This is a genomic window from Sphingomonas segetis (assembly GCF_009720245.1).
Lineage (GTDB): Bacteria > Pseudomonadota > Alphaproteobacteria > Sphingomonadales > Sphingomonadaceae > Sphingomicrobium > Sphingomicrobium segetis.
This window is the reverse complement of sequence record NZ_WJSQ01000004.1, coordinates 17,654-30,709: the sequence shown is the minus strand read 5'-3', so window position 1 is coordinate 30,709 and position 13,056 is coordinate 17,654. Positions and strand designations below refer to the sequence as shown.

Genomic DNA, 13,056 nt, shown 5'->3' with positions numbered 1-13,056 from the left:
GCCGTTCACAACTCGACGTCGCCGGCGCGGACGACGTCGAGCGTGCCGTCGTCACGGCGCAGACGGAGCGCGCCGTCGGGTTCAAGGCCGTCGAAGCGGCCTGAGATTGCTTCGTCGGCTCCTGCATGGACCGTCAGCCTTGTCCCGATCGGGTGCGCCCGCGCGAGCCACGCCTGCGCGAGGAGCGGCGACGCGCTCGTCCGCCACAGCTGGAGCAGCCGCGCGAAGCTGTCCGCGAGCAGTGGCGCGAACACCTCCGGAGCGATGCGGCCGGACAGCGATGCGCATTTGCGGTCCGGCAGCTCGGGCGCCGAGGCCAGGTTGACGCCGAAGCCGATCACCACCCGGTCGCCGCTCCGCTCGAGCAGGATTCCGGCGACCTTGCGCCCCAGCAAAAGCACGTCGTTCGGCCATTTGAGCATCAGCGGCTCTCCCGGGACGGCGGTGTCGATGGCCTCGATCAGCGCGAGCCCGGCGGCGAGCGACAGAGTCTGCGGCGGAGCGCCGCGGGGCCGAAGCTCGACGACCGTGCTTCCATGGAAATTACCGGCCGGCGAAACCCACGCGCGGCCCTGCCGGCCCTTGCCGGCGTCCTGCTCGAGCGCGACGAGCCAGTCGCCCTCTCGAGCGCTCGGGTCTGCAATCAGGTCGGCATTGGTCGAGCCGATCCGCTCGACGACGCGGATTCGGCTCAGAAGAGCGTCTCCGCGGCGCGGTCCGCGAGCGAGCCCAGGGGGCCGATCAGGAGATAGCCGAGTGGCGACACCGCGACCGCCGCGAACAACACCAGCGCGCCCTGCACCGGCTCACGCACGCGCGAGTAAGGCTCGGCCGGCGCGTCCAGGTACATCACCTTGACGATCTTCAGATAATAATAGGCGCCGATCACCGCGCCGAGGATGCCGGCGACCGCCAGCGCGACATAGCCCGAGGCGACGGCGGCGTCGAACACCAGCAGCTTGGGCCAGAAACCGAACATCGGCGGCACGCCGGCGAGGCTGAACATGAAGATGAACATCGCGAAGGCGAAGCCGGGTTGCCTCTGCGACAGGCCGGACATGCTGGCGATGGTCTCGATCGGCTCTCCGTCACCATCGCGCATCCACAGCACGCAGAGGAACGCCCCGGCGGTCATGACCACATAGACCGTCATGTAGAACAGCACCGACGAAGCGCCTTGAGCAGTCCCCGCCGCAAGGCCGATCAGCGCGAAACCCACGTTGTTGATCGAGGAATAAGCGAGCAGCCGCTTGATGTTGGTCTGGCCGTACGCGGCGATCGCGCCGAGGAAGATCGAGGCGAGCGCGGCGAAGATCACGATCTGCCGCCACGCGTCGGTCGCCGGCCCGAGCGCTTCGATGCACACGCGCACGCCGAGGAGCACCGACGCAACCTTCGGCGCCGTCGCGAAGAAGGTGGTCACGGGCGTCGGCGCGCCTTCGTACACGTCCGGGGTCCACATGTGGAACGGGACCGCGCTGATCTTGAACGCGATTCCCGCGAGCAGGAACACAAGTCCGAACAGCAGTCCGAGCGTCGGCGCCCCGCGCCCGAACGCCGCCGCGACGCCGGTGAAGCTGGTCGTGCCGGTGAAGCCGTAGAGCAGGGAGATGCCGTAGAGCAGGATCCCGCTCGCGAGCGCGCCAAGCACGAAATATTTGAGGCCGGCTTCGGCGGACCGTTCGTCGTGCCGGCGGTACGATGCGAGCACGTAGCCGGCGAGGCTGTTGAGCTCGAGTCCGACGTAGAGTGAAATCAGGCTTGTCGACGAGACCATGACGCTCATTCCGACGGCCGCGAACAGGATCAGCACGGCATATTCGGCGGCATGTTCCGTCCCGCGTTCGAACCAGCCATGCGCGGCGATGACCGCGACCGCAGCGGCCGGGAAAATCACCGCCTTGCCGAAGCTCGCGAACAGGTCGGCGACGACCAGTCCATCGAACAGCGGCCCCGCGTGCGACGGCGCGCCGATCAGGGCGACGGTTGCGGCGATCAGCAGCGCGACCGCCAGCCAGCTGATCAGTCCTGCCCCGCGGCGCGTGACGAAGGCCGACGCGATCATCAGCACGAGCCCGCCGATCGCCAGGATGATCTCGGGAAGGATGGGTGCGAAGCGGGCCATCAGTGGTGCGCTCCATGATCCTGCGCATCGATCGTCTTCAGCTGCGGCCCGGCGAGCTTCAGCTGGGAATCCCCCGCGGGCGCGACATGCTCGAGCCGGGTCATCAGCCTGCCGACGTCGTTGCGCATCGGCCGGATGAAGCTTTCCGGATAGATGCCCATCCACAGGACGGCGAGCGCGATCGGGCCGAGCACCCACCATTCGCGCATGCTGAGGTCGGGCATCGCGGCGGCTTCCGCCGTGCGCGCCTCGCCGAAGCAGATCCGCCAATAGAGCCACAGCATGTAACAGGCGCTAAGAATAATTCCTGTGGTCCCGGCGATCGCGCCCCAGGTCGACGCCTGATAGGTGCCCATCAGCGCCAGGAACTCGCCGACAAAGCCGCTCGTGCCCGGCAGCCCGACGCTCGCCATGCTGAACAGCATGAACAGGAGGGCATAGCCCGGCATGTTGTTCGAAAGGCCGCCATAAACCGCGATCTCGCGCGTGTGCATTCGATCGTAGATCACGCCGACGACGAGGAACAGCGCGCCCGACACGAGGCCATGGCTCAGCATCACGATCATCGCGCCCTCGATGCCCTGGCGGTTCATCGCGAACAGGCCGAAGGTCACGAACGCCATGTGCGCGACCGACGAATAAGCGATCAGCTTCTTCATGTCGCGCTGCACCAACGCGACCAGGCTGGTGTAGACGACCGCGATCCCGCTCAGCGCGAAGATGAACGGAATGAAGATGTACGATGCTTCGGGGAACATCGGCAGCGAGAAGCGGATGAAGCCATAGCCGCCGAGCTTCAGAAGCACGCCTGCGAGAATGACGGAACCCGCGGTCGGTGCCTGAACGTGGGCGTCGGGCAACCAGGTGTGGACCGGCCACATCGGCAGCTTCACGGCGAAGCTGGCGAGGAAAGCGAGCCAGAGCCATTTCTGCGCCTCGACGGGGAAGTCATAGGCCATCAGCGCCGGGATCGAGGTCGTTCCGGCGGTGCCGACCATGTAGATCATCGCGATCAGCATCAGCACCGAGCCGAGGAAGGTGTAGAGGAAGAACTTGTAGCTGGCCTTGATCCGCTCGACGCCACCCCAGATGCCGATGATCAGATACATCGGGATCAGGCCGCCTTCGAAGAACACGTAGAACAGGAACAGGTCCTGCGCGGTGAAGACGCCGAGCATCAGCGTCTCCATCAGCATGAACACCGCCATGTATTCAGGTACGCGGCTCTGGATCGACCGCCAGCTCGCGAGGATGCAGATCGGCATCAGGAACGCGGTGAGCTGGATCAGCATCAGCGCGATCCCGTCGATGCCCATCGCCCAGCTGACGCCCCCGCCGATCGGCACCTTCTCCACGAATTGCCATTGGGCGCCGTTGGGATCGAACGCGACCCACAGATAGATCGAAATCGCGAAAGCTATCAGCGTGCCGATCAGCGCGATCCAGCGCGCGCCTTCGTCGCGCACGAACAGGCACAGCGCGCCAGCAATCAGCGGCACGGCAATGAGGATGGTGAGCAGGGGGAGCGAGCTCACCTACTCCTCCCCCACAGGGGGAGGTGGCGCGAAGCGCCGGAGGGGGAACGAGCGAGAGGGCTCAGGCCCCCTCCGTCATGCTTCGCATGACACCTCCCCCGGAGGGGGAGGAGCTGCATTGCCCAATCCCGCCTCACTGCGCCCACCAGATCGCCCAGCTCGCAGCGCCGATCAGGCCGAGCAGCATCACCAGCGCGTAGGAATAGAGGTAGCCGGACTGGAACCGGTAGGCGATGCGGTTGCCGATGCCGACCGCATAAGCGAAGCCGTGCGGGCCAAAGCGGTCGATCGTGCCCTCGTCACCGCCGCGCCAGAACAGCCGGCCGAGCCACAAAGCGGGGCGCACGAAAATGACGTCGTACAGCTCGTCGAAATACCATTTGTTCGCCACGAACCGGTAGACACCCGGGAAGTAGCCGACGAACGCGTCGGCGGCGCCCGGCCGGCGGATGTAATTGTTCCACGCGATCCACAGGCCGATCAGCATCACGATCGTCGGCGACAGCTTCACCCAGAGCGGCGCTTCGTGCGCCGCATGGGCGAGGTGCTGGCTGAAAGCGATGCTCTGGCGCCAGAATTCGGGCGCGCGCTCGGCATCGACGAAGATGTTGTGGAACAGCTGCCCGGCGGCGAGCGCCCCGAGCGCAAGCAGCGCGATCGGCACGAGGATCGTCAGAGGGCTTTCGTGCGGATGGTAGCCGCCGGTGCCCGTCGGGACAGGGCGCGGGTCATGGGCGCTATCGCCATGTTCCTCGCCGGGGTCATCGTGCTCGCGGTGAAGCGCGTGCTGGATATGCTCGGATGCCGCCCAGCGCGCATCTCCGTAGAATGTCAGGAAAATCAGCCGCCAGCTGTAGAAGCTGGTCAGGAGCGCGGCGAGGACGCCGAGCCAGAAAGCCATCGTGCCGGCGACGGAGCCGCTAGCCCAGGCGCTCTCGATGATCGCATCCTTCGACCAGAAGCCGGCGAATCCGAGACCCGGTAGTCCGACGCCGGTGATTGCGAGCGTCCCGATGACCATCACCCAGAAGGTGATCGGGATCTCCTTCCGAAGCGCACCATAGTAACGCATGTCCTGCTCGTGGTGCATCGCGTGGATCACGCTGCCCGCGCCGAGGAACAGCAACGCCTTGAAGAAGGCGTGCGTGAACAAATGGAACATCGCCGCGCCGTAAGCGCCGACGCCGGCGGCGAAGAACATGTAGCCGAGCTGCGAGCAGGTCGAATAAGCGATCACGCGCTTGATGTCGTTCTGCGCGCAGCCGATCGTCGCCGCGAAGATGCAGGTGATCGCACCGACCCAGGTGACGACGTTCATTGCGATCGGCGCGGCCTCGAACATCGGCGAAAGGCGGCAGACCATGAACACGCCGGCGGTGACCATCGTCGCGGCATGGATCAGCGCGCTGACCGGAGTGGGACCCTCCATCGCGTCGGGAAGCCAGGTGTGGAGCGGCAGCTGCGCCGACTTCCCCATCGCGCCGACGAAAAGCAGCAGGCACAGCAGGGTCATGGTGTCGACGCGCATGCCGGCGAAGCCGATGGTCGAGCCGGCCATGCCCGGCGCGGCGCCGAGAATCGCCGGGATCGAGACCGTGCCGAAGACGAGGAAGGTACCGAAAATGCCGAGACTGAAGCCGAAATCGCCGACGCGATTGACGACGAATGCCTTGAGCGCGGCGGCATTGGCCGATGGCTTGTAGTACCAGAATCCGATCAGCAAATAGGAAGCGAGGCCGACTCCTTCCCAGCCGAAGAACATCTGGATCAGGCTGTCGGCGGTCACCAGCATCAGCATCGCGAAGCTGAACAGCGACAGATAGGCGAAGAACCGCGCCTGACCCGGGTCCTCCTCCATATATCCCCAGCTGTAGAGGTGGACGAGGCTCGATACGGTCGTGACGACGACCAGCATCACCGCGGTCAGGCTATCCACCCGAAGCGCCCAGTCGACCGTCATCGTGCCCGAATGGATCCAGTCGAGCACCGGCACGACCATGGGCTGGCCGTTCCCGGCGATATATTCGAAAAAGATCGGCCAGCTGAGCAGCGCTCCGGCGAACAGCGCGCCGGTGGTGATCAGCTTGGCCGCGGTCTTGCCGATCCACGGCCCGCCGAGGCCGGCGATGAGCGCGGCCGCGAGCGGAAGGAAAACGATGAACAGGATCGGGTGCATCAGCCTCTCATCCGGTCGGCCGCGTCGACCGCGATCGTGCCGCGACGGCGGAAGAAGATGACGAGGATGGCGAGTCCAATCGCCGCCTCCGCGGCGGCCACCGTGAGCACGAACATCGCGAACACCTGCCCCGTCAGGTCGCCGAGGAAAGCGGAGAAAGCCACGAGGTTGATGTTCACCGCGAGCAGGATCAGCTCGATTGCCATGAGCATGAGGATGACGTTGCGGCGGTTGAGGAAGATGCCGAGCACGCCGACGGTGAACACCACTGCGGCGACGATCAGATAGGCTCCCAGGCCGATCATGATCGGCGGCCTTTGAAACAGCGCCCGATCACAGCTTCATCCCCTCGCCTGTGCCCGGCCGGACCAGGTCGATCGCCGTGCCGGGATGGCGGCGCAGCTGGCGCCATGCCTTGGGCGTGCGCGTGTCTCCGCGGCGGCGGTGCGTGAGGACGATCGCGCCGACCATCGCCACGAGCAGGATCAGTCCCGCGAGCTCGAACGCGAACAGGTAACGGCTGTAGAGCATCTGTCCGATGCCGACGATATTGGGCACCCGCGCCGCGGGGATTTCGCTGCCGGCAAGCATCGGCCCAGCCCTGTGCGCGAAGACCGCGACGATCATTTCCGCAAGCAGCACCAGCGCGACGATGATCCCGAACGGCAGGTTGCGCGTGAATCCCGAGCGCAGCGAGGCGAAATCGATGTCGAGCATCATCACGACGAACAGGAACAATACGGCGACCGCGCCGACGTAGACGATCACCAGAAGCATCGCGATGAATTCGGCGCCGACCAGAAGCATCAACCCCGCCGCGTTGAAGAAGGCGAGGATGAGCCACAGCACGCTGTGGACCGGATTGCGCGCGAAGATCACCGCGATCGACGAAGCGATGGTGAGCGTTGCGAACAGGTAAAAAGCGATTGCGCCGATCAAAACCGTGCCTCGTCATTCCCGCGAAAGCGGGAACCTAGTTGAACCAGAAGACTGGGACCCCGCCTGCGCGGGGATGACGAATAGGAGGTCACTCGGGAGCCCTGTTTCACGAGGATGCCGCCGCCTAGCGATACGGGGCATCGGCGGCAAGGTTCGCGGCGATCGCCTGCTCCCACTTGTCCCCGTTCGCGAGCAATTTCGCCTTGTCGTAGAGCAATTCCTCACGCGTTTCGGTCGCGAATTCCAGGTTCGGCCCTTCGACGATCGCATCCACCGGGCACGCCTCCGCGCACAGCCCGCAATAGATGCATTTGACCATGTCGATGTCGTATCGCGTGGTTCGCCGGCTGCCGTCCTCGCGCGGCTCGGCCTCGATCGTGATCGCCAGCGCCGGGCAGATCGCCTCGCACAATTTGCACGCGATGCAGCGCTCCTCGCCGTTGGGGTAACGCCGCAGCGCATGCTCGCCGCGGAAGCGCGGGCTCTGCGGCGTCTTCTCGTACGGATAGTTGATCGTTGCCTTGGGCTTGAAGAAATATTTGAGCGTCAGCCAGTGCGCTTGGATGAAGTCCCACAAGGCGAAGGCCTTGATGCTGCGCACTATCATGAGTGGCCTCCGAAACGCGTGAGCATCAGCCACCCCGACACGAGGAAAACGAAGACGAGGCTGAGCGGCAGGAAGATCTTCCAGCCGAGCCGCATCAGCTGGTCGTAGCGATAGCGCGGCACGGTCGCCTTCACCCAGCCGAACACGAAGAAGAAGAACGACATCTTGATGAACAGCCAGATGATTCCGGGCACGAGGTAAAGCGGCGCCCAGTCGAACGGCGGCAGCCACCCGCCCCAGAACAGGATGGCGTTCAAGGCGCACATCAGCAGGACGTTGGCATATTCGCCGAGCCAGAACAGCGCGAAGCTCATCGACGAATATTCGGTCTGGTGGCCGGCGACGAGCTCGCTTTCCGCCTCGACCAGGTCGAACGGCGTGCGAAAGGTTTCGGCCATCGAGCTGATCAGGAACACCACCCACATCGGAAACAGCAGAATGTTGAATGCGTAGGCGTTGACGACACCGAGGCCATGTCCGCGCTGGGCGAGGACAATATCCGAGAGATCGAACGTCCCCGCATAGAGCACGACGGTGATCAGCACGAAGCCGATCGACACTTCGTAGCTCACCATCTGCGCGGCGGCGCGCAAAGCCGAGAAGAACGGATATTTGGAGTTGGACGCCCAGCCGGCGACGATCACGCCGTACACCCCGAGCGAGCTCGCCGCGAGGACGTAGAGCAGGCCGACGTTGACGTCGGCGAGCACCACGCCCGGCTGGAACGGGATCACCGCCCAGACGATCAGCGCCACCGTGAAGGTGATGACCGGAGCGATCAGGAACAGGCCCTGGTTGGCGCTGGTCGGGATGATGGTCTCCTTGAGGAAGACTTTCAGCCCGTCGGCGAAGCTTTGCAGCAACCCCCACGGCCCGACCACGTTCGGCCCGCGCCGAAGCGCCATCGCCGCCCAGATCTTGCGCTCGGCATAGATGATCATCGCCACCGCGAGCATCAGCGGAAGCGCGATCACGAGGATTCCGATGATCGTGGCGAGGAACCACGCCCAATCGTATTGCATGCCCCAGTGAACGAAGGTGTCGGTCATGCGCGCTCCCGTACCCCGGCGAAGGCCGGGGTCCAGCGAACAAATAAATCCTGGGCCCCGGCCTTCGCCGGGGAACAGTCCAGCTTCACTCGGCCGCCTCCTCGTAATGGAGGCCCTGCACCAGCTCCTCGGAGCAGCGGCGCATGGTCGGGCTGTTGCGGCAGATCGCGTTGGTCAGGAAGAAATCGGCGATCGAGTAGCTGATCGGGCCTTCGGCCTTGGAGTCGAGCTTAGGCGGCGCCCACGCGAGGTCGATCAACCCGTCGCGGCCGAGCTGCGGGAACTCCGCGACCATCTGCTGGCGGAGCTGGCCGAAGCTGTCGAACGGCAGCGTCTTTCCGGCAAGCTCGGACACCGCACGAAGGATCGCCCAATCCTCGCGCGCCTGCCCCGGCGGGAAGGCCGCCTTCTCGCCGCGCTGCACCCGCCCTTCGGTGTTGACGTAGGTGCCATGCTTCTCGGCATAGGCTGCGCCCGGAAGCACGAGGTCCGCCTGCCGCGCGCCATTGTCGCCGTGGTGGCCGATATAGACCTTGTAGGCGCCCTCCAGCCGATCGGCTGGCATTTCGTCGGCGCCAAGCAGCAGCGCCAGCTCGGGCTTCGCCGCTTCGATATCGTTAAGGCCGTTCGGCTGCGCAAAACCGAGCACCAGAGACGCCATGCGCGAAGCGGACGTGTGGAGGACGTTGAAGCCGTTCCACTCGCCCTTGATCAACCCAAGCGGCTGAACGAGCCCAAGCGCCGCGCCAAGCCCGCCCGCCGCAAGCGCACCGGGCCCGAGGATCACAGCCGGCCGTTCCGCCTTGGCGAACGCGTCCGTCACCGGCTTGGGCAGCTTGCCGAGCAGCTTGAGATCATCGCCGAGCCATTCGACCTTCAGTCCCAGGTCGACCTGTGGGCCCACGGCGAACACCTTGCCGCCCTTGCGCGCCACCTTGCGCACGCGGGTGGCAACCAGCGGCGCTTCCCAGCGGACGTTCGATCCGACCAGCAGTACCACATCGGCCGTCTCGATCCCTGCGATGGTCGAGTTGAACGCCACCGCCGACAGGCTCGTGCAATCGTAGGTGAGCCCGGTCTGCCGCCCTTCGATTAGGGTTGACCCCTGCCCTTCGAGCAGCTTCCTCGCCGCATACATCGTCTCGGCATCGAGCAGGTCGCCGGCAATCGCCGCGACCTTGCTTCCCGCCTTCTTCAGCCTTTTTCCGAATATCTCCAGCGCTTCGGTCCAGCTCGCCTCGCGAAGCCTGCCCTTTTCACGCATCCACGGCCGGTCTAGCCGGTTGCGGACAAGGGCGTCCACATGATGTCGCGTCTTGTCGTGGATCCACTCCTCGTTCACGTCCTCGTTGATGCGCGGCAGGATGCGCATCACCTGGCGCTGACGGACGTCGAGCCGGATGTTGGAGCCGACGGCGTCCATGACATCGATCCCGGGCACCCGCCGCAGCTCCCACGGGCGGAATTCGAACGCGTGCGGCTTCTGCAGGAGCGCTCCGACCGGGCACACGTCGGCGAGGTTGCCGGCCAACTCGCTGGTCACGGTCCGCTCGAGATAGGTCGTGATCTGCGAATCCTCGCCGCGGTACAGCATGCCGATTTCCGGCACCCCTGCGACCTCCTCGGCGAGGCGAATGCAGCGCGTGCACTGGATGCAGCGCGTCATCGAGGTCTTGATGACCGGCCCCATATATTTGTCGTCGATCGCCCGCTTGTTCTCCTCGAAGCGCGAGAAGCTGCGGCCGTAGGCCATCGCCTGGTCCTGCAGGTCGCACTCGCCTCCCTGGTCGCAGATCGGGCAGTCGAGCGGGTGGTTGATGAGCAGGAACTCCATCACCCCTTCGCGCGCCTTCTTGACCATCGGCGTGTCGGTGCGGATCGCCTGGCCGTCGGCGGCGGGAAGCGCACAGCTCGCCTGCGGCTTGGGCGGCCCCGGAGCGACCTCGACCAGACACATTCGGCAATTGCCGGCGATGGACAGGCGCTCGTGGTAGCAGAAGCGCGGGATTTCCTTGCCCGCGAGCTCGCAGGCCTGGAGCACGGTCGCGCCCTGCGGGACCTCGAGCTCGACGCCGTCGACGGTGACCTTAGGCATCGCCGCGGTCCTCCGGTTCGTCCTTCTTCCGCTTCACGGTGCGGTCGATCTGCGTGACGCGCGGGCCGCCACGGCGCAGCCCGCCGAAGGCGATCACGACGATCATCACGATCGCGATAATGATGATGATGGTCTGGGTGCTCATTCCGCCGCCTCCAGCATTGTCCGGCCCCTGCGCTCGGCGATGCGGCGCTCGAGCTCGGGTCGGTAGTGGCGGATCAGGCCCTGGATCGGCCAGGCGGCGGCGTCACCGAGCGCGCAGATGGTGTGGCCCTCGACCTGCTTGGTGACGTCGAGCAGCTTGTCGATGTCCTCGACCTCGGCATCGCCGGTGCGCATCTTCTCCATCACCCGCCACATCCAGCCGGTGCCTTCACGGCACGGAGTACACTGGCCGCAGCTCTCGTGCTTGTAGAAATAGGAAATGCGGCTGATCGCGCGGACCACGTCGGTGGACTTGTCCATCACGATCACCGCCGCCGTGCCAAGGCCCGAGCCGAGCGCCTTCAGCCCGTCGAAGTCCATCGGCGCATCGAGGATCTGCTCGGCCGGCACCAGAGGTACCGAAGAGCCGCCGGGAATGACGCACATCAAATTGCTGAAATCGTCGGCATTCTTGCCGCCGCGCACGCCGTGCCCGTGGCGGCTGATCAGCTCGCGGAAGCTGATCCCCATCGATTCCTCGACGACGCAGGGCGTGTTGATGTGGCCCGACAGCTGGAACAGCTTGGTGCCCTCGTTCTTCTCGCGCCCGATGCTCGAAAACCAGCTCGCGCCGCGGCGGAGGATGGTCGGCACGACCGCGATGCTCTCGACGTTGTTGACGGTGGTCGGGCAACCGTAGAGGCCCGCACCGGCCGGGAACGGCGGCTTGAGCCGCGGCCACCCTTTTCCGCCCTCGAGGCTCTCGAGCATCGCCGTTTCTTCGCCGCAGATGTAGGCTCCGGCGCCGCGGTGGACGAAGCAGTCGAAGTCGTAACCGCTTCCGGCCGCGTTCTTGCCGAACAGCCCCACCTCATAGCATTCCGCAACGGCTTTGCGTAACACCTCGGTTTCACGGATGAATTCGCCGCGGATGTAGATGTAGGCCGCGCGCGCCCGCATCGCGAAGCTCGCGATCAGCGCGCCTTCGAGCAATTTGTGCGGGTCATGGCGGATGATCTCGCGGTCCTTGCACGACCCGGGCTCGGATTCGTCGGCGTTGATCACCAGGAAGTTGGGCTTCCCCGGCTTGGGCTCCTTGGGCATGAAGCTCCACTTCATCCCCGTCGGGAAGCCGGCGCCGCCGCGCCCACGAAGCCCCGACGCCTTGATCGCGTCGATGATCGGGTCCTGTCCGACCTGCATCAGCTTCGCCGTATCGTCCCAATCGCCGCGCTGCTGCGCTGCCTTCAGGAACGGCGACTGGAAGCCGTAGACGTTGGTGAAGATGCGGTCCTTGTCCGCGAGCGGTCCGGTGTAGCCCATCACTTGATCCGCTTCTGGCCGAAATGTTTCTGCGCCAGCATCAGCCCGCCGACCACCAGCGCGACGATGATCGCGATCTTGAGCAGTTTCAGCAGCAGCCCCACGAGGAGAATTGCGATGATCACGGCGATGACGAGGCCGATCATGCCGCGAGTCCCGCCGCCGCGAAGCGGCAACCAAAATTTTCCACACGAAGGCACGAAGAAGGAAGGAAGCCACGAAGGTGCGATTGGCGGCAAGCTCTTCGTGCCTTCTCTTTTCCCCTTCGCGCCTTCGTGTGCAAAAACACGACTTGAGTTCCCGCTTTCGCGGGAATGGCGAAAGAAGTGGTCGTCACTGCGCGCCCTCCCCTGCTGTCGGCGTCCACAGCGGGCGATAATCGTAGTTGCGCTCGGCCATTTTCTTGAGCGTGGTCGGCCCGCCAACCGGGCAACTGGTCTGGCGATCGATCTGCGGACCGGGCTTGGGCGTCTTGCCGGTCGCGAGCGCGTCGAGGATCGCGGTCATGCTCTCCTGGGTCAAATCTTCGTAATTGTCGTCGTTGATCTGGACCATCGGCGCGTTGGCGCAGGCGCCGAGGCATTCGACCTCGCTCAGCGTGAACAGCCCGTCCTCGGTCGTGTGGCCCTTCCTCAGCCCGCGCTTGTAGCAGGCCTCGAACACGTCGTCGGAGCCGCGCAGCATGCACGGCGTCGTTCCGCACACCTGCACGTGGAAACGGCCGACCGGCTCGAGGTTGAACATGGTGTAGAAGGTCGCGACCTCGAGCACCCTGACGTAGGGCATGTCGAGCTCTTTCGCGACGAACTCCAGGACCGGGATCGGCAGCCACCCCTGCGTATTCGTTTCCGCACCCACCTGCCGCTGGGCCAGGTCGAGCAGCGGGATCGAGGCCGACATCTGCCGCCCCTCGGGATAGCGCGCGACGATCTCCTTCGCGGCCTTCGCGTTCTCGTCGGTCCACCGGAAGCCTTCCCAGCGCGCGCGCTGCTCGGGACTGTCGAGGATGCCTGCCTGCCCGGACATCAGTTCCTCCACTCGCCGGGAGACAGCAAGAGCAAGG

13 protein-coding genes are annotated in these 13,056 nt (G+C 65.2%); all 13 read right to left on the bottom strand.

The genetic code is table 11. The features are described 5' to 3' along the window. Positions 1 to 5 precede the first annotated feature (5 nt). The 13 genes from GH737_RS01030 to nuoE all read right to left on the bottom strand — a co-directional run bounded on the left by GH737_RS01030 (position 6) and on the right by nuoE (position 13,019). On the bottom strand, positions 6 to 686 hold the full coding sequence (locus GH737_RS01030) for a biotin--[acetyl-CoA-carboxylase] ligase (RefSeq protein WP_155263004.1): 681 nt from the start codon (positions 684 to 686) through the stop codon (positions 6 to 8). A 5-nt stretch (positions 687 to 691) separates the two neighbouring features. Further along, the gene (nuoN, locus tag GH737_RS01025) at positions 692 to 2,125 is read right to left on the bottom strand and encodes an NADH-quinone oxidoreductase subunit NuoN (protein ID WP_155263003.1); all 1,434 of its coding nucleotides are present in this window, start codon (positions 2,123 to 2,125) and stop codon (positions 692 to 694) included. Continuing rightward, positions 2,125 to 3,660 (bottom strand): NADH-quinone oxidoreductase subunit M, encoded by a 1,536-nt coding sequence (locus GH737_RS01020; protein ID WP_155263002.1) that lies wholly within the window; start codon positions 3,658 to 3,660, stop codon positions 2,125 to 2,127. The genes nuoN and GH737_RS01020 overlap by 1 nt, the downstream gene beginning before the upstream one ends. A 133-nt stretch (positions 3,661 to 3,793) precedes the next feature. Beyond that, positions 3,794 to 5,836 carry an NADH-quinone oxidoreductase subunit L gene (nuoL, locus tag GH737_RS01015; protein ID WP_155263001.1) on the bottom strand — a complete coding sequence of 681 codons (2,043 nt, stop codon included), beginning with the start codon at positions 5,834 to 5,836 and terminating at the stop codon, positions 3,794 to 3,796. Beyond that, on the bottom strand, positions 5,836 to 6,141 hold the full coding sequence (nuoK, locus tag GH737_RS01010; protein ID WP_155263000.1) for an NADH-quinone oxidoreductase subunit NuoK: 306 nt from the start codon (positions 6,139 to 6,141) through the stop codon (positions 5,836 to 5,838). The genes nuoL and nuoK overlap by 1 nt, the downstream gene beginning before the upstream one ends. Positions 6,142 to 6,169: 28 nt before the next feature. Next, positions 6,170 to 6,775 (bottom strand): NADH-quinone oxidoreductase subunit J, encoded by a 606-nt coding sequence (locus GH737_RS01005; RefSeq protein WP_155262999.1) that lies wholly within the window; start codon positions 6,773 to 6,775, stop codon positions 6,170 to 6,172. A 124-nt stretch (positions 6,776 to 6,899) separates the two neighbouring features. Next, the gene (gene nuoI, locus GH737_RS01000) at positions 6,900 to 7,382 is read right to left on the bottom strand and encodes an NADH-quinone oxidoreductase subunit NuoI (protein ID WP_155262998.1); all 483 of its coding nucleotides are present in this window, start codon (positions 7,380 to 7,382) and stop codon (positions 6,900 to 6,902) included. Beyond that, positions 7,379 to 8,431 carry an NADH-quinone oxidoreductase subunit NuoH gene (nuoH, locus tag GH737_RS00995; protein WP_155262997.1) on the bottom strand — a complete coding sequence of 351 codons (1,053 nt, stop codon included), beginning with the start codon at positions 8,429 to 8,431 and terminating at the stop codon, positions 7,379 to 7,381. Before nuoH ends, nuoI begins: the two co-directional genes overlap by 4 nt. Positions 8,432 to 8,516: 85 nt before the next feature. Continuing rightward, complete coding sequence (gene nuoG / locus GH737_RS00990; RefSeq protein WP_155262996.1) at positions 8,517 to 10,526, bottom strand: NADH-quinone oxidoreductase subunit NuoG; 2,010 nt, start codon at positions 10,524 to 10,526, stop codon at positions 8,517 to 8,519. Next, on the bottom strand, positions 10,519 to 10,671 hold the full coding sequence (locus GH737_RS00985) for a hypothetical protein (RefSeq protein ID WP_155262995.1): 153 nt from the start codon (positions 10,669 to 10,671) through the stop codon (positions 10,519 to 10,521). Before GH737_RS00985 ends, nuoG begins: the two co-directional genes overlap by 8 nt. Continuing rightward, complete coding sequence (gene nuoF, locus GH737_RS00980) at positions 10,668 to 11,993, bottom strand: NADH-quinone oxidoreductase subunit NuoF (protein ID WP_155263019.1); 1,326 nt, start codon at positions 11,991 to 11,993, stop codon at positions 10,668 to 10,670. Before nuoF ends, GH737_RS00985 begins: the two co-directional genes overlap by 4 nt. Next, positions 11,993 to 12,139 (bottom strand): hypothetical protein, encoded by a 147-nt coding sequence (locus tag GH737_RS00975; RefSeq protein WP_155262994.1) that lies wholly within the window; start codon positions 12,137 to 12,139, stop codon positions 11,993 to 11,995. Before GH737_RS00975 ends, nuoF begins: the two co-directional genes overlap by 1 nt. 187 nt (positions 12,140 to 12,326) lie before the next feature. After that, positions 12,327 to 13,019 (bottom strand): NADH-quinone oxidoreductase subunit NuoE, encoded by a 693-nt coding sequence (gene nuoE, locus GH737_RS00970; RefSeq protein ID WP_155262993.1) that lies wholly within the window; start codon positions 13,017 to 13,019, stop codon positions 12,327 to 12,329. Positions 13,020 to 13,056: the final 37 nt, after the last annotated feature.

Bases quoted from the DNA above. Each gene is read 5' to 3' on its own strand.
- nuoE (WP_155262993.1), bottom strand. From the start codon at position 13,019: ATGTCCGGGCAGGCAGGCATCCTCGACAGTCCCGAGCAGCGCGCGCGC.
- nuoL (WP_155263001.1), bottom strand. From the start codon at position 5,836: ATGCACCCGATCCTGTTCATCGTTTTCCTTCCGCTCGCGGCCGCGCTC.
- nuoG (WP_155262996.1), bottom strand. From the start codon at position 10,526: ATGCCTAAGGTCACCGTCGACGGCGTCGAGCTCGAGGTCCCGCAGGGC.
- GH737_RS00985 (WP_155262995.1), bottom strand. From the start codon at position 10,671: ATGAGCACCCAGACCATCATCATCATTATCGCGATCGTGATGATCGTC.
- nuoH (WP_155262997.1), bottom strand. From the start codon at position 8,431: ATGACCGACACCTTCGTTCACTGGGGCATGCAATACGATTGGGCGTGG.
- nuoF (WP_155263019.1), bottom strand. From the start codon at position 11,993: ATGGGCTACACCGGACCGCTCGCGGACAAGGACCGCATCTTCACCAAC.
- GH737_RS00975 (WP_155262994.1), bottom strand. From the start codon at position 12,139: ATGATCGGCCTCGTCATCGCCGTGATCATCGCAATTCTCCTCGTGGGG.
- nuoN (WP_155263003.1), bottom strand. From the start codon at position 2,125: ATGGCCCGCTTCGCACCCATCCTTCCCGAGATCATCCTGGCGATCGGC.
- nuoK (WP_155263000.1), bottom strand. From the start codon at position 6,141: ATGATCGGCCTGGGAGCCTATCTGATCGTCGCCGCAGTGGTGTTCACC.
- nuoI (WP_155262998.1), bottom strand. From the start codon at position 7,382: ATGATAGTGCGCAGCATCAAGGCCTTCGCCTTGTGGGACTTCATCCAA.